General features: G+C 51.7%; 17 protein-coding genes. 15 read left to right on the forward strand and 2 right to left on the reverse strand.

Features of this window, described 5'->3' with window-relative positions; genetic code table 11:
- Positions 1 to 613 precede the first annotated feature (613 nt).
- From RS889_RS13330 to RS889_RS13345, 4 genes are read left to right on the forward strand one after another with little or no spacing between them, the layout of a single operon-like run.
- Positions 614 to 802 carry a hypothetical protein gene (locus RS889_RS13330; RefSeq protein ID WP_315707628.1) on the forward strand — a complete coding sequence of 63 codons (189 nt, stop codon included), beginning with the start codon at positions 614 to 616 and terminating at the stop codon, positions 800 to 802.
- The gene (locus RS889_RS13335) at positions 790 to 2,148 is read left to right on the forward strand and encodes an ATP-grasp domain-containing protein (protein ID WP_315707629.1); all 1,359 of its coding nucleotides are present in this window, start codon (positions 790 to 792) and stop codon (positions 2,146 to 2,148) included. Before RS889_RS13330 ends, RS889_RS13335 begins: the two co-directional genes overlap by 13 nt.
- An 18-nt stretch (positions 2,149 to 2,166) precedes the next feature.
- Complete coding sequence (locus RS889_RS13340) at positions 2,167 to 3,270, forward strand: arginine deiminase family protein (RefSeq protein WP_315707630.1); 1,104 nt, start codon at positions 2,167 to 2,169, stop codon at positions 3,268 to 3,270.
- A 15-nt stretch (positions 3,271 to 3,285) separates the two neighbouring features.
- Entirely contained in the window at positions 3,286 to 4,233 is a 948-nt protein-coding gene (locus RS889_RS13345) for a DMT family transporter (protein ID WP_315707631.1), read from the forward strand.
- Positions 4,234 to 4,337: 104 nt separating this feature from the next.
- Here the strand turns inward: RS889_RS13345 and RS889_RS13350 are convergent, their stop codons facing one another.
- Positions 4,338 to 5,072 carry an SDR family oxidoreductase gene (locus tag RS889_RS13350; RefSeq protein WP_315707632.1) on the reverse strand — a complete coding sequence of 245 codons (735 nt, stop codon included), beginning with the start codon at positions 5,070 to 5,072 and terminating at the stop codon, positions 4,338 to 4,340.
- Positions 5,073 to 5,154: 82 nt separating this feature from the next.
- Between RS889_RS13350 and RS889_RS13355 the strand changes: the two genes are divergently transcribed.
- Both RS889_RS13355 and RS889_RS13360 read left to right on the forward strand, forming a co-directional pair.
- Positions 5,155 to 5,814, forward strand: a complete 660-nt coding sequence (locus tag RS889_RS13355; protein WP_315707633.1) for a TetR/AcrR family transcriptional regulator — start codon at positions 5,155 to 5,157, stop codon at positions 5,812 to 5,814.
- A 70-nt stretch (positions 5,815 to 5,884) separates the two neighbouring features.
- Positions 5,885 to 6,289: a GFA family protein gene (locus RS889_RS13360; RefSeq protein WP_021015661.1), complete on the forward strand. Its 405-nt coding sequence runs from the start codon at positions 5,885 to 5,887 to the stop codon at positions 6,287 to 6,289.
- A gap of 37 nt (positions 6,290 to 6,326) precedes the next feature.
- On the opposite strand, the gene dld is transcribed toward RS889_RS13360, so the two are convergent.
- Positions 6,327 to 8,105, reverse strand: coding sequence for a D-lactate dehydrogenase (gene dld, locus RS889_RS13365; protein WP_315707634.1), 1,779 nt, complete (start codon positions 8,103 to 8,105; stop codon positions 6,327 to 6,329).
- 155 nt (positions 8,106 to 8,260) lie between these two features.
- Between dld and RS889_RS13370 the strand changes: the two genes are divergently transcribed.
- The 9 genes from RS889_RS13370 (at position 8,261) to RS889_RS13410 (ending at position 18,425) form a co-directional block, all read left to right on the forward strand.
- Positions 8,261 to 9,145 carry a LysR family transcriptional regulator gene (locus tag RS889_RS13370; RefSeq protein WP_315707635.1) on the forward strand — a complete coding sequence of 295 codons (885 nt, stop codon included), beginning with the start codon at positions 8,261 to 8,263 and terminating at the stop codon, positions 9,143 to 9,145.
- Positions 9,146 to 9,404: 259 nt separating this feature from the next.
- The gene (locus tag RS889_RS13375; protein WP_315707636.1) at positions 9,405 to 9,659 is read left to right on the forward strand and encodes a type II toxin-antitoxin system Phd/YefM family antitoxin; all 255 of its coding nucleotides are present in this window, start codon (positions 9,405 to 9,407) and stop codon (positions 9,657 to 9,659) included.
- The gene (locus RS889_RS13380; protein WP_315707637.1) at positions 9,652 to 9,915 is read left to right on the forward strand and encodes a Txe/YoeB family addiction module toxin; all 264 of its coding nucleotides are present in this window, start codon (positions 9,652 to 9,654) and stop codon (positions 9,913 to 9,915) included. Before RS889_RS13375 ends, RS889_RS13380 begins: the two co-directional genes overlap by 8 nt.
- Positions 9,916 to 10,339: 424 nt before the next feature.
- Complete coding sequence (locus RS889_RS13385) at positions 10,340 to 11,986, forward strand: NAD(P)-binding protein (protein ID WP_315707638.1); 1,647 nt, start codon at positions 10,340 to 10,342, stop codon at positions 11,984 to 11,986.
- Between the two features lie 16 nt (positions 11,987 to 12,002).
- Positions 12,003 to 15,575 carry a pyruvate:ferredoxin (flavodoxin) oxidoreductase gene (gene nifJ / locus RS889_RS13390; RefSeq protein ID WP_425475152.1) on the forward strand — a complete coding sequence of 1,191 codons (3,573 nt, stop codon included), beginning with the start codon at positions 12,003 to 12,005 and terminating at the stop codon, positions 15,573 to 15,575.
- Between the two features lie 162 nt (positions 15,576 to 15,737).
- A complete protein-coding gene (locus RS889_RS13395; protein WP_315707640.1) occupies positions 15,738 to 16,253 on the forward strand; it encodes a P-loop nucleotide/nucleoside kinase family protein in 516 nt (171 codons plus the stop codon).
- Positions 16,254 to 16,399: 146 nt separating this feature from the next.
- Complete coding sequence (locus RS889_RS13400; RefSeq protein WP_315707641.1) at positions 16,400 to 16,708, forward strand: BufA1 family periplasmic bufferin-type metallophore; 309 nt, start codon at positions 16,400 to 16,402, stop codon at positions 16,706 to 16,708.
- A gap of 38 nt (positions 16,709 to 16,746) precedes the next feature.
- Positions 16,747 to 17,670 (forward strand): MNIO family bufferin maturase, encoded by a 924-nt coding sequence (gene bufB, locus RS889_RS13405; protein ID WP_315707642.1) that lies wholly within the window; start codon positions 16,747 to 16,749, stop codon positions 17,668 to 17,670.
- Positions 17,667 to 18,425 (forward strand): HvfC/BufC N-terminal domain-containing protein, encoded by a 759-nt coding sequence (locus tag RS889_RS13410; RefSeq protein WP_315707643.1) that lies wholly within the window; start codon positions 17,667 to 17,669, stop codon positions 18,423 to 18,425. The genes bufB and RS889_RS13410 overlap by 4 nt, the downstream gene beginning before the upstream one ends.
- Positions 18,426 to 18,430 lie beyond the last annotated feature (5 nt).

The following is an 18,430-nucleotide window of genomic DNA, read 5'->3' on the forward strand; positions in this document are numbered from 1 at the left end:
GAGCGTCAGTTGATGAAATAACAATTGACAATGCAGGCCCTATCAAGACGTTAAACGCCGTTCCATTTACAGTAAGCTCGGTCATTTTTGTTAAAAATATTTAATGTTACTTATCAGATTTGCAAAGTTACAACACTGTGAATTTTTAGTCAATAAATCTGATTTAAAATTCACTATTGTGGTTACTTTATATTTATAATCAAATATTTAAATTATTAGCATGCTATTTTTTTTCAAAAAAGGCATCTCAATCGCGAATTTTCTGCATGGTAAGCGTAAGCCTGTTTTTAACCAACGCAGTTATCACCCAAGTGGCGCGTTTGCGCATTCTATCTCCTGTTGAGCTGGCAACGCCAGATTGAGTAATCACCGCAGCTAACAGGTGCATATACACCTGTTGAAGCAGAAAAAGCGCACGACACCACATCTTTGATAGTCGAGATGCTGATAGTCAAAAAAATACGGATCAAAGAAGTATCAATATATTTTCTAATTTTTCAATTGATAAATATTCATTATGATTTTGTTGCATGGTTGTTTCCCGATGGTCTAGCATTTCCTTACCAAATATTAGAAATGTTAATTAATAACTGATAATCGAGAGAGAAACTTAATGGTTACCACAGATGCAATGTTAAAAAAGCTTGAGTCCGCCGTTGATACCTGCATGGAAGCGGAGTTTGCCAAAGACGAAATCATGGCGGAGTTTCACAAGGCAGACTGGTTCAATGAAGGGTATTTTCCGCTGACGAGGGTGAACGCCAACTCAGCCCAGAGCTACGCGCCAAAGTGCATCAGGTAATCAAGATTGACACCAGTGATTTTGACCTCCAGAAGGCGATGCTGGATGAACTGGGAAATATCAGTGCCATCCTGCCCGGCGTAGAGTATGCGGTGCCGATGGCCGCACGCTTAGGGGCTGCACAAGGGAAAATACATCTCAGTGATTACGCCGTGCAGCGGGTACGCAATAAATTTAACTTTCGCAGCCAACTCACTGAAGCAGGATTAAGCAATATTGGTTTTTTCCTGCTTTGTGCCGGACAGCCGGTGCAGATACCTTCTGGCTTCAGCTTTCCGGCGGTAGTTAAACCGGTTGATATGGCCGGCAGCATCAACGTGCGCAAGGTTCACAATCTCGGGGAATTAACCACCGCAGTGGACGCCTTCAGCCAGGCATTACCAAACGACGTAGGTTTCACCGCCAGCGGATGTGTCATTGTCGAGGAGTATATCCCCGGTAAAGAGTACAGCATCGAAGGCGTGGTGCGTAAAGACGGCAGCATTACCATCGCCTCTGTTACTGAAAAACTACTCGGTGCGGAGCCATACTTTGTTGAAATCGGACATATAGTAGGCCAGCGTTACACTGAAGCGTTTTACACGACCATGAGCAACTATACGCTGGCGGTGTTGGACGCCATACAGCTGAACGTCGGCCCATTCCACCTTGAACTACGCGTCACACCGGAAGGTCGTCCCGTGGCAATTGAGCTAGCGGACTTCACCGGCTATGAAGTCGAAGAGTATATAGAAGGCGATATTTATCACGTCGACGCTATTCTCGCCAACGGCAGCATGCCTTATTTTAAAGTGTCGAAATATCTCAACACCTGCCTGGACTTCCGCAATGGTCAACCGCTCGGCTCGGTAACCGTTGACAACCCCGAGTTTATCGCCACAGCGCAAATCTTCACTCAGGAAGTCTGTACCCGGTTGAACCTGGAAAACCAGGCTATTCATTTAGAGCTTATCGAATGCCACGGGGAACTGGTCTTCCTGGAGATTGGCGGTCGGGTTGGTGGTGGAGAGATTCCATTCATCACCTTGCGCAGCGAGGGGATCGATCTTTATGCGCTGTGGACTCAGGCCGCGCTCGGTATCGCCATTTCCCCAGTGAAAACGCGAATCACCGGTTTTGTCATGATGCCGAACCCGTTTTCCGGAGGTTATGCCTTCGATCCGAATATGAATCTGTCTCACCCCCTGCTGACATATCGCTGTATCCAGCCTGGAGGCGAAAATAGCGAATTCAGTTACGAAGATATCCCCGCCAAGCTGCACTTTACGGGAGATAACCAGGCCGAAGTGGAAAGCGCCATTACGCAGTGTATGAACATACTACAGAAATCGATCCGTGCGGTTTGAGTTAGCAGGAAACCATTAGTGAAAGTCCTTCTACAGCTACCCTCCGTTGCGCAACCCGTTACTATGTCGGTGTTTATGGAGACGCAACAGCCCTACTCGCTCCGGCAAGCTGATGCTGATGTGCTGGCGCTGGCGCTGGCCAGGTCGTTTAATGCTGCGGGTATCCTTACCGCTTTCTTATCTGATGCCCTGTTTAACGATGATGGGCCGCATGTTCCGATAGCAGAGATGCAGCGACTTGCTGGACGCGCGCTACGATTTGCCGATGACGTTCCGGAGACCCGCCAGCGCCTTGCCCATGAGCAACTTACTTGCATCAGTCGCCAGGCGCTGGCAGAGATTGTCATCCATCAGCCGAAACTGCGGTTGCACTACAATGATGAACTCGGTCGCATCAGTCCTGACGCTACATACGAAAGCTATGAAATTAACCCACTGTATGGGTTGTTGTTTCCGCGTGACCACTTTATTAACGTGGGTGGTCAACCGGTTTTCGGTCGTCTGAAACGCCAGGATCGGGCTCGGGAAGTCGAGGTCGTAAAGAAGGTCGTTACCGCTCACGGACATAGCCTCGTAGAGCTCGAACAATTACTTGAGGGAGGTGATTATCAGGAGAATGAATTCGTCTCTGTTATCAACGTCGGTTTCCGCACTGAAGAACAGACCCTACATTTTTTGCTTGCTTCCGGCCTGCTCAAAACCAATGTTGTGTTGGCGGTACAGGACACATGGCGCAATCCCGAACAGTTCCATCTCGATCACTATGTTTGCCTGCTGCGAGATACGCTGTTGATTGACACAAGAAGAGCGGACGCTATTGACCGTTCAAAGGTCAGCATTTATCGCAGGACACCATCGGGCTGGCGTGTGACGGAGGAAAACCTGACACTGCGTCAGGCAGCGCAGTCCGCCGATCTGAAGCCGATCCTGCTTGATGAAAAGATGATGGCGGCCTGGTGCGCTAACGCGTTCTCGTCGGGGAACCATATCTGGATTAATAACGCCGCACCATCGCGCCTGCTTGACCAACTGTCGGCCCGTGGCTATGACATACATCCGATCTCTTTTTCCGAGCACCAGAAGCAGTCTGGCGGCATACACTGCTCAACCCAACTTATATAATTGTAAGGACGCGTCATGAAGGTGAGTAATAATGCTTTACTTCCCGTTTTAGCATTAATAGTAAGTACCATCGGCGTTGCATCTGCGATTGCGTTCGTCAAGCTCAGTGAAGTCGATGCGACGTCAACGCTGATGTTACGCATGTTCCTGGCTGGCGGTTTAGCCTCCGCCGCCTTTGCCTGGCCTTCAGGCAAGAGCCAGGATATAAAACCCAAAAATTTCAGGCGTAGCAATCGGGCGATGCTCGGGTTGCTGGTGCTATCCGGCGCAGTATCGTCCGTAGATTTACTGTCAAACCACTGGGCGGTAAAGCTGACCAGTCTGGCAAACACGTCGATCTTAATGAACTTGTCTCCCGTCTTTGTGGCACTGCTGTCTTTTCTTTTCCTGAATGAAAAGATCGGCACATATAAGCTGCTGGCGCTGGCGTTGAGTATCCTTGGTGCCTGTCTACTGGTATTTGATGGCAGCGCCGGAGTCGCGTTTTCCAGGCAGTCGGTGACCGGCGACCTGCTCGCGCTTAACTCAGCATTTTTCTACGCTATCTATTTGCTACTGGTTAAGTCGCTGCGAGATTATTTCACCTCTCACCACATTATTATCTGGAACAGTTTCACATGCGCGCTGCTGCTATTACCCGTGGCGCTAGCCACTAGCGCGCAAATTCTGCCGGATACGCAGAAGGGCTGGCTGGTGATCGTCTTGCTGGCGCTGATCAGCCAACTTCTGGGCCACGGGCTGATGGCGTATGCGCTCAAGCACGTAGATGTGGTGCTGGCCTCGGTCTCGACGCTCGCCCGCCCGGTAGTATCGATTCTGCTTGGCTTTTTCATTTTTGATGAAAAGCTGGCATTGCTGCAATGGATTGGCGTCGCCGCCGTACTGTTGGGGATCTGGTGGTATAAAAGTCCGGCGCCGGCAACCCGTTCTGCGGTACGGGAAAAAACGTCCAGTGAAGTTTAAATGCGTGAGGCGCCAGGCGGGCGTCATTCACCAGTGCAGTCTTAACCGCGGCCACTGATTGCCGGAGTGGGCATAAAAAACCGTCTGCCCGCATGTCCTCTGTGTCACCAGGGTTCGCGACCTTCAGCGCTGAAAAACGCGCCCGTTGGACCGTCGTCATCGAGAAGCGCCAGGCGAATGGCTTCCGCCGCGCCTTGGGGAATGGTTTGGTGTCCCCGATAGCCATTGAGATCCGTTGCCGTAAAGCCGGGATCGGCGGCGTTAACTTTGATACCGGCATCGCGAAGTTCCGCAGCGAGTTGTACTGTCAGCATGTTCACAGCGGCTTTGGCGGCACCGTAGCCGATGAGCCGATAAGGGGCGTATTCCCAGTTCGGGTCACTGTAGAGTGTGAGAGAACCGAGGCCACTGGAGACGTTGACGATCCGCGCCGGGATAGACTTTTTCAGCAGCGGCAGCATGGCCTGCGTGACGGCCAACGTACCGAAAAAGTTCGTGTCGACGATCCGCCGAACGGCGTCCAGGTTGGCCGAGCCCGGTGAGCCATCCTGTGGGTCCGTGATGCCAGCGTTGTTAACCAGGATATTCAGTTGCCCTTCCCGGTTGTGAATATCCGCAGCGGCATCTTCTGCGGATACGGGATCAGTCAGATCGATGCGCAAAAAACGGGCTACAATCGCCTCATCCTGAAGAACCTGAGTCGCTTTCATTCCTCGCGCCCTATCACGAGCCGCCACGATAATGTGCAGCCCTGCTTTCCCAAGCTGACGGGCGATCTCCAGGCCAATGCCCTTGTTGGCTCCCGTGACGAGAGCGGTCTTACCGATAAACTGTGTCATCACTCATCCTCTTGCGAATTTGTTGAAGCGCATATGAATTGACTGTATTTTATGAAGTATTATTCAGCTTTGGAATTCGCCTATGCCGAGGATGTCTCCCGAACACCTAAAAGCCCGGAAACAGCCGCATCAGGCCCGTGCGAAAGTCACTGTCGATGCCATATTCGAGGCGACCATTCAGGTTTTGCTGTCGGATGGTTTATCGCGTCTGACCACTACGCGGGTTGCGGAGCGTGCCGGTGTCTCAGTCGGCACGATGTACCAATACTTCCCGCAAAAGCAGGCGCTACTTTTTGCTCTGCTACAGAGGCACCTTGAGGCTGTATCCGATGCGGTTTTGACCACTTGCGCGCGTTGTCGTGGCATGTCACTGAAGAGCATATCCGATACACTGGTCGATGCCTTTCTTGATGCGAAAACGCGGGATACCGACACGGCTCGCGCACTTTACGCCGTTGCAGCGGAACTCGACACGGACGACCTCATCGATAACATCGCCCGACGCAACCACGCTGCGATGCGTGATCTGTTGAAAAGCGCCAAAGACGCAACTTTCGACCACCCAGATGCGGTTGCCTTCACCTTGCGTGCTACATTGGTAGGCGCTACCCGCGCCGTGCTGGAGCGCAACGCGACACGGCAAGAACTCGCCGCACTACGTCGAGAACTGCCGATTCTGTGCCAGGCCTATCTCTTTGCAAGAGCGGTCGTTTTTGAGGATAACGGTTCTGTCATTACCTGACGTCCCCCGAAATTTAATCGTACTGCGGAACCCTCACTGACAGTGATACTAAATCTGGAGGAATTACAGCATGATCAAGAAAGTCGGAAAGACTGAAATTCAGCTAAAACACAAAGCTACGTGCCACTGCGGTGCGGTTGAATTAGAGCTAACGTTGCCAAATGGCATCGAGAATCCAAGACGTTGCGATTGCTCAATCTGCCGGAGAAAAGGGGCGATTGTTGCATCGGTTAAACTCGATGGAATTCGTATCGTGAAAGGTCAAGACATGTTGAAGCTCTACCAGTTCAATACCCATACCGCGAAGCACTATTTCTGCTCAAATTGCGGTATTTATACCCATCATCAACGACGCTCAAATCCGTCTGAATATGGCTTTAATGTAGGTTGTCTGGAGGGTGTAAATCCGTTTGATTTGGGTGAGGTTATCACTAACGATGGTGTAAATCACCCTGCCGATCGAACGGCTTCATAACCAACAGTTCGACCGGGTTATCAATGTGCGGCATTTATCAATCGACACGGTGGTCATGGCCACAATCACAATGCTCAGGTTGCCTGTAGTGTGACAGTTTTGAGGTGTGGCCGATCCCCGGATTGAAACAATTCAGCGGGTCCAGGTTTTCATAATGGGCCTTCAGCGCGGGTTTGGCATGATAGAGGTGACCAACATTGTGCTCAGCCGGATATTCAGCGCCGCGCTGGTCCAGTAATTTCCACATCTGATGCTCAATAGCCATGCAGTCGTTGCCTTTTTTTACGATGTAATCCTGATGGAAGACATAACACAGGAAGTGGCCGTAATAGAGTTTCAGCGTCAGTTTTTCTTCCATGTCTTTCGGCAGGGTTTCCCGCCACTGATGGGTATTTCTTGGCAAGGCGATATCAAGGGCCATAATATCTTCAACCTCCTGGGTGTGTACGGCACGATAGCGATTTGCCGCGCCCGCGGCGGCAAAACGGTGCAGAAATGCTTTGGCCCCCTCTTCATCCGTACATTCAAAGAAACTGCCGCCCGCCCTCTCAAAATAATCCTGCAAATAAGCGCGGGCTTCATCCACACCGGCAGCGGAGACTTTCAGCAGTAAATGGTGTTCATACTGATCCCGGAATTCGAGCATCCGTTTCGGTAAATGGCTCGGGAACAGATGACTCAGCCCCTGCATCACCCGATCGGTGAGATTTGCCGGCAAGAAAGGAATTTTCCCGAAGATCGCATCACATTTTGCTTTCAGAGCAAATAAACCGGGTAACCGGTTAGTGCCGAGCCACTCAATCATCAGGAAGGTATCTTTGCCGTAGATTTCCGCAATATTAAAAGCGTCGCGGTGTAGATATTCGCCAGAGATCGGCAGATATTTAAATTTGCCCAGAATATCGCGGCGAATATCTGTCAGCTCATCAGCACTGTTGGTGCCGATATAGAAAACTTTCGCTCCTTTTTCGATAGGGAACGTGTCCAGACGTACCGCAAACACCATGACTTTACCCGCAGAGCCGGATGATTCATAAAGACGGGCCGGATCAGCATTAAAACGAGCTGGCGTCTCCTCATCAATCTGGCGGACATGTTCAGCATAGTGATGATCCGACGCCTCACCGACATTGTGCTGAATATCTTCTGGTTTGAATGTGCCGTTATCCAGCGCCGCCAGAATCTGTTCCGGTTCATCGCCGAGTTGGATACCGAGGTGGTTGATGAGTTCCAGTTTTCCGGCTTCATTCACGCGGGCAAAGAGCGACATCTGAGTGTAGGCCGGGCCACGGTGCACCAGTGCACCGCCGGAGTTATTACATACCCCGCCGAAAACCGAGGCGCCGATGCAGCTTGATCCGATGACCGAATGCGGTTCGCGGCCATGCGGACGTAACGCTTCTTCAAGCTGGTTGAGCGTTGAGCCCGGTAAGCAAACCACCTGTGTTGCATCTTCAACCAAGTAGATTTTCTTCATGCGGGTCATACTGACAATCACGATTTCGCGGTCATAATCATCACCATCCGGGGTTGAACCGCCGGTCAGACCAGTATTGGCGGCTTGTGACAAAACGATCACATTCGCTTTAATGCAGGCGGTTAGCACATTCCATTGCTCCACCAGTGAACCGGGGCGAACCACGGCCAGTGCTTTGCCGTTGCCGAAACGAATGCCTTTCCGGTATTGCTGGGTAGCGCTTTCATCGGTCAGGACATATTGATGACCAACAAGGTGTTGAAGTGTTTCAATCAGTTGTTTATCTGTTGTTTTTTCGCAAGCCAGTTCAACTTCAGAGGTATGAATAAGCGTCGACATAACGGGTGCTCCTGATGGTCTTATGACCATGGACATTTAAAACCTTTGTAAAGTATATGTTAAATATATCCATATGAATCTGTGACGTCTAAGACTTTGTTATTGTCTTTTTAATATGGAAAAGATATTAATTACCCCATAACAGAGGTGCTCAAATGGAATTCAGACAATTACGGTATTTTCTGGCCGTGGCAGAAACCCTGCATTTCACAGCGGCCGCCGAGAAGATAGGCATTGCTCAGCCGCCGCTGAGCCAACAGATTCAGAAATTAGAGCATGAAATTGGCACACCGCTGTTTATCCGCAATAAGCGTCATGTTGAACTGACCGAGGCGGGCATCTTCTTTCGTGAAAAAGCACAGAAGATTATCGCGGAAACCGAAAGTGCGCTGGCTCAAATAAAAATGGTCGCCAGGGGAGAAAGCGGCCATTTATCGATCGGTTTTGCCGGTTCGATCGTCTTTCACGGTTTCGTCGCATCAGCGATGCGGGAATTCAGGAAAATATATCCAGATGTGGTTATCCATTCGAAAGAGAGCAACAGTATCGATTTGATGGATAGCGTTCGTGATGCGGCAATTGACTGCGCACTGGTTCGGCTGCCGCTAAAAATTGAACACCTCAATTGCGTGCAATTGGTCGATGAACCGATGATTGCGGTATTGCCGCTTGGGCACCAACTTGCACAAAACCCGGAAATCTCGCTGAGTGATTTGGCTGGCGATAGCTTTATCACCTTTCCCCGTGAAATCGGCCCGGTACTGTATGATTCGATTATCCGGGCTTGCCAGGACGCGGGTTTCTCCCCTCTCCTTAAAATGGAATCCCCGCAGATTTCATCCAGTATTAATCTGGTCGCGGCAGGGTTCGGGGTCGCGGTAATTCCCGAATCGCTAAAAAGCATTCATTCCGATGGCGTGACCTATCATGGTATCAGTCAACCGTTGACGACGGCGCTGGGGTTGATTTACCGCGAACAGGAGAAGTCGGCTGTGATCCGGAATTTTGTCAGAATGATGAGTCAGGCGGGCGGATCGTAACCAGGAAAATGCCGGGGCTAGTGCACATGAGTATTACAATATTGCACTAGTCTGCTTATTTAGTGTCGGCATGGTCCAGTAATCAGATGTATCCAGCAGACAAGCGGACAGATCAACGCATGCTTTTTGTCATCTCGCTGCGTGTCAAACCCGCCCAAAGCTGGGCGCTAACGCCAGGTAACGATCTTTCTGTTCCTTTATTGTACAAGTTTGATTACTGGGGTTATACTTGTCTTATTAAACGTACAAGTGAGGCTCTATGAAAATCGTCTCTTTTACCGAAGCTCGAAATAGTTTAAAAGCAGTGTTAGACGGTGTGGTTAATAATGCCGACACCACCGTAATCACCCGTAGAGATGCCGAAGATGCTGTTGTGATGTCATTAGACTATTACAACAGCTTAATGGAAACGGTGCATTTGCTACGTTCTCCGGCCAACGCCGCGCATTTGAATCGTTCAATTGAACAATATAAAATCGGTCAAATAGCTCAACGAGAGTTACTTGATGAATAGTCGTTTATTGTCATGGACTGATGAAGCATGGAATGACTATATCTATTGGCAGACCCAAGATAAGAAAACGCTGAAGCGAATCAATAAACTTATTAACGACGTTAAGCGTTCTCCCTTTGATGGTATTGGCAAGCCAGAACCACTCAAAGAAAACCTGACTGGTTTTTGGTCTCGTCGCATTGATGACACGAATCGTTTAGTCTATGCCGTTAGTGACAGCGCTATTACGATGATTTCCTGTCGCTATCATTATTAAATGAAACATTACGTCAGGCGGCTGGCAATGTATTTACGCAAAATTTAAAACCTCAGAATTCACGATTTTCATCCATATTGGTGTCAAAAAAAATAACTATTTTGTAGCTGCGTGCCAAACTCAGCCGCAAAGCGCTACATTAAAAAACGTAAATAATTCACCCTCCAGCAAAACACATTCCCCCCGGTTTTCATCCGGGGGTTTTCATTTTAAACCCGGCGAAAACGCCAGTTTCACGATAATGCATCACGATCTGTATAAATTTCCCGCCTAAACGAGCCATTCCCCGGATGTATGCCAGCACAAATTTGGGAGAAAATCTTCATGTACGCAGGTAGATCACGCCACCATGAACTACAGTTTCTTAATAAGAACCCCATCACTATTCTTCATGCCGAACATGGGTTTTCACAAAGGGTGTCATATGAAGAAATCGACTAATGATATGACCCAGCCGCCTGATTTACGGACTAAAACAGGCACGGGGCCGATCCGACGTACTCATCCCGTTTATCAAAATTCACTGCCGCCTTGTAATCAGGCCTGTCCGGCTGGCGAGAATATTCAGGAGTGGCTGGCGTTGGCACAGGAAGAGCGCTACGAAGAGGCCTGGCAACATTTGGTGACCAATAACCCGATGCCCGCCGTGCATGGCCGGGTTTGCTACCATCCGTGTGAAAATGCCTGTAATCGAGCCCAGGTCGACCAATCCGTCAGTATTCATGCCGTCGAGCGTTTTCTGGGCGATCAGGCGCTACTGCATGGCTGGAAAACCAAATTCACCGCCGTTCCGAGCGGTAAAAAGGTCCTGGTGATCGGCGCCGGTCCCTCGGGATTATCCTGTGCCTGGCAACTCCGTCGCCTCGGCCATGAGGTGGAAATTCACGAGGCCGGTCCGATGGCTGGCGGGATGATGCGTTTCGGCATCCCTGCTTACCGAATGCCCCGTGATGTGCTGGATCAGGAGATCCAACACATCCTCGATACTGGCATTACGCTGAAGCTTAATCAGAAAGTGAATGATGTCCTCAAGGTAAAAACCGAGTATGGCTTTGATGCCGTTTTTCTGGCTATCGGTGCGCATTTAGCCAAGAGAATCGACATTCCAGGGCGTGATGCCGGACGCATTCTGGATGCGGTCAGTTATCTTTCGGCGGTTGAACAAGGCGACGTGCCCAAATTGGGTCGTCGTGTCGCTATCTATGGTGGCGGCAACACGGCGATGGATGCGGCGCGTACCGCGCATCGTCTGGGGGCGGAAGAAGCGGTTATCATCTATCGACGAGATCGTGAACATATGCCGGCGCATCAGTTTGAAGCCGATGAAGCGTTAGAAGAGGGCGTCATCATTAACTGGCTGCGTACCATTCGGGATATTGATGGTACGACGTTAACCATTGAAGAGATGGAGATTGACGACAACGGGCGACCACAGCCAACCGGCCGATATGAAACGCTGGAAGCTGACAGCGTGATCCTGGCGTTGGGACAAGATGTGGATCTCTCGGTTATCGCCCGCATTCCCGGCATTGAATTACATGAAGATGGCGTGGTGGTGGTTGACGAACACATGATGACCAGCGTGCCGGGTATTTTTGCCGGTGGCGATATGGTGCCATCGGAACGAACCGTCACGGTCGCCACCGGGCATGGCAAGAAAGCGGCGCAACATATTGATGGCTGGCTACGTCATCAACCCTACCGAAAAGCCGACACTAACGCCGGCATTCCCTATTCAGCATTGAATCTGTGGTTCGACACGGATGCCGAGTCAACCAGCCAGCCGGTTGTCACCCCGGAACAGCGCGATGGATTTGACGAAATCATCGGCGGACTCACCGCCACACAAGCGCGTTATGAAGCGGCCCGCTGCTACTCCTGTGGCAATTGTTTCGAGTGTGATGGCTGTTACGGATCATGCCCGGAGGACGCCATTCTCAAGTTGGGTAAAGGACGGGGATATCGTATTGATTACGATAAATGTACCGGCTGCGGCGCGTGCTATGACCAATGCCCCTGTCATGCCATTAGCATGGTGAGTGAGGTGGTTGATAATGAATACACATTCTGAGACGTCCATCTCCGACATGGTGATGACGGATGGCAATGAAGCCGCCGCGTGGATAGCTTATAAGCTCAGTGAAATCTGCGCGATTTACCCCATCACGCCCTCTTCCACCATGGCGGAGCTGGCTGATGAGTGGGCGACGCAGCACATTCCCAACCTCTGGGGAAACATTCCAACCGTCGTTGAGATGCAGCATGAAGGCGGCGCGGCGGGAGCGGTTCATGGCGCATTGCAGGCTGGCGCACTGAGTACCACGTTTACCGCATCACAAGGGCTGATGCTGATGATCCCGAATATGTACAAGATTGCCGGTGAACTCACAGCGACGGTTTTTCATGTGGCCGCCCGTTCGCTCTCGGCGCAGGGATTGTCCATTTTTGGTGATCATCAGGATGTGATGGCCACCAGAACAACCGGCTTTGCCTTGCTTTCATCTGCGTCGGTGCAACAGGCACAGGATATGGCGATGATTGCCCACGCCGCAACATTACGCACCCGCATTCCGTTCCTGCACTTTTTCGATGGTTTTCGCACCTCCCATGAAGTCAATAAAATTTCCCGTCTGTCCGATGAACAGATAAGGCAGATGATCGACGATCAGCAGGTTCGTGACCATCGGGCCCGGGCGCTGAATCCGGATCAGCCATTCATCAGAGGAACGGCTCAGAATCCAGATACCTATTTTCAAAGTCGGGAAACGGTTAATTCGTATTACGATCGCGTGCCGGATGTTGTTGAACGGACCATGACCCAGTTCGCTGAATTAACCGGGCGACAATATCATCTGGTTGACTATCATGGCGCAGACGATGCGGAACACGTCATCGTCATTATGGGATCTGGCGCATCGACCGTGGAACAGACCGTTGCGGTGCTCAATGCCCAAGGGGGGAAATACGGTGTGGTGACCGTTCACCTGTATCGCCCCTTCCCCAACGACATATTCATTAAGGCGTTCCCGTCCACCACCCGATTTGTCACCGTCCTGGATCGCACCAAAGAGCCCGGTTCACAGGGTGAACCACTGTATAAAGACACCGTCAGCGCCTTCGTTTCCGCCACGCAGCATGGACAATTACCACACCTGCCGAGAATCACCGGCGGGCGATATGGTTTGTCATCCAAAGAGTTCACCCCCGCGATGGTCAAAGCCGTTTTTGAGGAGCAACAGAAAACCAGCGCGAAAGAGGGCTTCACCATCGGCATTATTGACGATGTCACGCAGTTAAGTTTGCCGTGGGATGAAGCGTGGCAAATCGAACCACCCAATCAGGTACGCGCCTTGTTCTTCGGTCTGGGAGCCGATGGCACGGTCGGCGCCAATAAAAACAGCATCAAAATCATCGGCGAATTACCTGATTACTTTGCACAAGGCTACTTTGTCTATGACTCGAAAAAGTCGGGTTCAAAGACCGTTTCACATTTGCGTTTCGGCCCTGAGCCCATCGACGCCCCTTATCTCATTACCTCGGCAAATTTTATCGGTTGTCATCAATTCAATTTCGTCGAATCCCTCGATTTATTATGTTACGCAGAAACCGGCGCCACCTTTCTGCTCAACAGTCCCTACCCGGCAGAGGACACCTGGTCACATCTGCCACGCCGGGTACAGCAACAGATCCAGCAGAAACAATTGGCGTTCCATGTGATCAATGCGGCGGAAGTCGCGCGACTGACCGGCATGGGAACACGCATTAATACCATCATGCAGACCTGTTTTTTCGCCTTATCCGCCATCATGCCCAAAGAGCAGGCCATCGCGCTGATCAAAGAGAGTATTGAGAAGACCTATCAAAAGAAAGGTCGCGACATCATTGAAAAGAATTTTGACGCTGTAGATGTCACATTAGCGCACCTGCATCCGGTGGATATTTCACAACACGGCACCGGTGCTTCAGACGCCGGCTGGAAACTGCCCGCCACCGCCCCATTATTTGTGCGCAACATCACCGCTGAGATGTTGCAGGAACGGGGTAATCAGATCCCGGTGTCACGATTACCGCCCGACGGAACCTATCCATCAGCAACCAGTCAGTGGGAAAAGCGCGATATTGCGCTGGCGATCCCAGACTGGCGCGAAGACCTGTGCATTCAATGTGGTAATTGCTCCTTTGTCTGTCCACATGCCGCTATCAGAGCCAAGTTTTATCATCAGGATTTGGTCGAAAACGCCCCACCAGGCGCCAAATGGATGCCGATAAGCGCCCGGGGATTTCCAGATACGCTCTACACATTGCAGATCTATCCGGAAGATTGCACCGGTTGTGGTCTGTGTGTAGAGGCTTGCCCGGTTCGAGCCGACGATACCGACCAGCGCGCCATTAACATGGTCGATAAGTTACCGATCCTTGAACGGGAAAAAAGGGCGCTGACGTGGTTCAACACCCTGCCCTGGCCGAAGCGCTCTGCGGTTGATTTTTCAACGGTACGTGGCGTGCAGTTTTTGGAGCCGCTGTTTGAATTTTCAGGTGCTTGCGCCGGTTGCGGTGAAACGCCCTATCTGAAAACGCTCACTCAGCTCTTTGGTGACCGCATGATGGTAGCCAACGCCACCGGCTGCTCATCAATTTATGGCGGTAATCTGCCCACGACGCCGTGGGCAAAAAATAGCGACGGTAAAGGCCCAGCCTGGTCAAATTCATTGTTCGAGGATAATGCCGAATTCGGCCTGGGTTTTCGCCTGACCGCCGATCATCATCGGATTCAGGCGGCGAATGCCTTGAGAGCCACCGCGCAGCAACTGGGTCCCGAGCTGATAGAGCAGATAATCAATGCGCCTCAGCAAGTCGAATCACAAATCCAACAGCAACGCGAACGCTTACTCAACGTCCGGGCGTTATTACAGTATGATTATTCGGAAGCCGGACGTAATCTACTCAGCTTGTTAGACCATCTGATCAGGCGTTCGATCTGGATCATCGGTGGCGATGGCTGGGCCTATGATATTGGGTCTTCCGGATTGGACCATGTGATCGCCTCCGGTCGTGATGTCAATATTCTGGTGATGGACACCGAGGTTTATTCCAATACCGGCGGCCAGATGTCGAAATCCACCCCCCTGGGCGCGGTGGCCAAATTTGCCGCCGGCGGCAAAACCATGGCGAAGAAAGATATGGTGTTACAGGCTATCGCTTATGGCAATGTGTATGTCGCCCAGATCGCTTTCGGTGCCAATCCCCAGCAGTCGCTTCAGGCCATGCGGGAAGCCGAAGCCTATCCGGGCCCGTCACTGATCATCGCTTACAGTCATTGCATCGCACATGGCATTGATATGCAGACCGGGTTGGCCCAACAAAAACGTGCCGTCGCGTCAGGTCACTGGCCGTTAATTCGCTTCAACCCAATATTGCGGGAACAGGGACGTAACCCCTTCACCCTTGACAGCCTGCGGCCCACACTGCCACTCAGCGACTATCGACAACATGAAAGCCGTTACCAGTCACTGGTACAGCTTCATCCGGAAGAGGCGCAGCGGCTCATCGATATTGCACAAAAAGTCGCTGAACAAAAATGGGCAACCTATGAAGGGATGGCGCGCTCTTCCGCCGAAGCGTTCCACCCCGACGCCCGAAAGAACCAGCAACACCATTAACCCGACACCCTGTGATGTCGTGGATTGACATGTTGCGCCTTCACGGAGTGATGCAACGCACCGTCAGAAAGAGATAACGGAAGAAATCAAGCTGCTTCTGTTATCAAGTGATAGGATAAAAATCACCAAAGATCGGCGCTAAACCTATGGGGAATAGCAGTTATGTTCATCATATTCGGAGGATTGCCCGCGACCGGCAAAAGCACGATTGCCCGACAACTGGCCTATGACCTCAACGCCGTTTATCTGCGCATTGACTCCATCGAACAGGCGATCCGCTCGTCCGGTATCCTCACCCCCGACGCTGACATGGGACCAGCGGGATATCTGGCGGCTTACCGCGTCGCGGCGGATAACCTCCGTATCGGCCGTATCGTCATCGCCGATTCGGTCAACCCGCTTTGCATCACGCGGGATGACTATCGCGCCGTCGCCCAAAAAGCCGATGTCGCCTTCCTCGAAATAGAAGTCGTGTGCTCCGACAAGACCGAGCATCGACACCGGGTGGAAACCCGGCGTTCCACAGTCGACGGCCTGACGCTTCCGACCTGGGAACAGGTTGAATCTCGTCATTATGAAGCCTGGAATCGCGACCATCTGGTGCTGGATACTGCCACGTTGTCTCCCGCCCGATGTGTAGCCATCATTATGGAACGCCGCCGCAATTTACCCCGCTAAAAATTTTTTTCAATTGCAGTGTAAGAAACCCGTGCCTTACTCCGACTATGTATGTGAAAGAGAGAATTGACGGTCCATCGCCAATTTCCCTTTGCCACATACACCTGCCCTTTGGGCGTTAAAAATAAATAGCCAGGAGAATCACCATGACGACAAAAACGACCGCCGCTGCACTTGCCCTTGCTTTGGGTACCGTGTTGACCATGAGCGCCTCTGTTGCACACGCTGCCGACAAAACAGGTATGAAGGGGATGGAGAAGTGTTTTGGCGTCGCCCTTAAAGGTAAAAACGATTGTAAAGCCGGCGCCGGCACGACCTGCGCGGGAACCGCCAAGAAAGATTATCAGGGCAATGCCTGGAAGTTGGTCCCGGCCGGAACCTGTGTGACCACCGCGTCCCCGACGTCACCAACCGGTATGGGTCAGTTGAAAGCGTTCACAGAAAAACAGGCTTAATCTTTTACCCACATTGCCAACACCAGGGAGCACCCAGGATGAAATCGACTGTTTCTTTTGCACCATCAGCCTGCGGTGCTTCTCTTATTACCACGGGTAGCGCATTACCCCTTCGGGCGGGAATCGGGCTTAAACCCGAGCATTTTCTGGCGATTATTGAGGAGCAGCCCGACCTGGGCTTTTTCGAAATTCACGCCGAAAACTATATGGTGGCGGGCGGACCTTTCCACCACTATCTGACCCGGATCCGGGAGCAGTATCCTTTATCCATTCACGGCGTTGGCTTGTCGATTGGCAGCGAGCGTCCTTTGGACAAACCGCATCTCGACCGACTGGCTGTCTTGATAGACCGCTATCAGCCCCAGTCGTTTTCAGAACATTTGGCCTGGTCCAGTCATGGCGGCACCTTCCTTAATGACTTGTTACCACTGCCTTACAACCATCAGACGTTACATCGGGTCTGTGAACATATCGATCAGGTGCAAAACCGGTTACGTCGTCCGATGTTGCTGGAAAACCCCGCCACCTATGTCGAATTTACCACCTCCGATCGTAGCGAGACCGATTTCATCCGCGAGGTGCTTCGGCATACCGGCTGCGGCCTGTTGCTGGACGTCAACAACGTCTATGTCACCTGTACCAATCATGGACGCGATCCTTACGCTTATCTTCAGGCGCTGTCCGGGTTATGGATTGGCGAAATACATCTGGCCGGGTTTGCCCGGGAAGAGGATGCGCTCGGCGACCCATTGCTGATTGACAGTCATGGCGCGCCGATTGCCGACGCGGTCTGGCAACTCTATGCGTTTGCCCTGTCTGAACTGGGGCCGGTTCCGACCCTGATCGAACGCGATAATGATATTCCCTCGCTGGCGGTGCTGTGCCATGAAGCCCGTCTGGCGGAACAGCGATTGAACGCCCATGCCGCCCGACATCATGATCCCATGGAGGGCACAGTATGAGCGGACAACACGCGTTTTACGATGCGCTGCGTGACCCCGATGCCCCGATGCCGCCAGATCTGTTCACCTGGAACGGGTCAAGCCCCCGGGCACGCTTTGACGTCTATCGCAATAATGTCATGGTTTCGCTTATTGATGCGCTGGCCGACACCTTTCCAGTCACTCAGCAACTGGTTGGTGAGCCCTTCTTCCGCGCCATGTCAGCGCTGTATATAACACATCATCCACCGCGTTCGCCGATTCTGGTGGATTATGGCGACACACTGCCCCACTTTATCGCTGATTTCCCCCCGGCGGCATCGGTGCCTTATCTGGCGGATATCGCGACGCTGGAAGTGCTTCTCGTCAGGGCTTATCACGCGGCTGACAGCGTGTTGTCGTCACACGACCATCTGGTCGCCGCGCTGTCCGATACGACATTGCTGTCGGATCTGCGCGTCGGTCTGCATCCCTCGCTGGGATTACTGAATTCACCCTACGCCATTGTCTCTATCTGGGCGGCACATCAGGAGACTGGCTCACTGGCCGACATCAACCCTTATCAGGCCGAGCATGCATTGATCATCCGACCTGCGCTGGAGGTCAATGTGCTGTCTATCGATAACGGAACGGCGCTGTTTCTCGCGCAACTACAGCAAGGTGCCAGCCTCGGGCAGGCACTGACGCAGGTTCAGCAGCACATATCCGACTTCGATCTGATTACCACGCTGAGCCTGTTAATTCACAGCCATACACTGGTGTCGTTGCATCCATAAGGAAC

The organism is Brenneria uluponensis (assembly GCF_032395385.1).
Classification (GTDB): domain Bacteria; phylum Pseudomonadota; class Gammaproteobacteria; order Enterobacterales; family Enterobacteriaceae; genus Prodigiosinella; species Prodigiosinella aquatilis.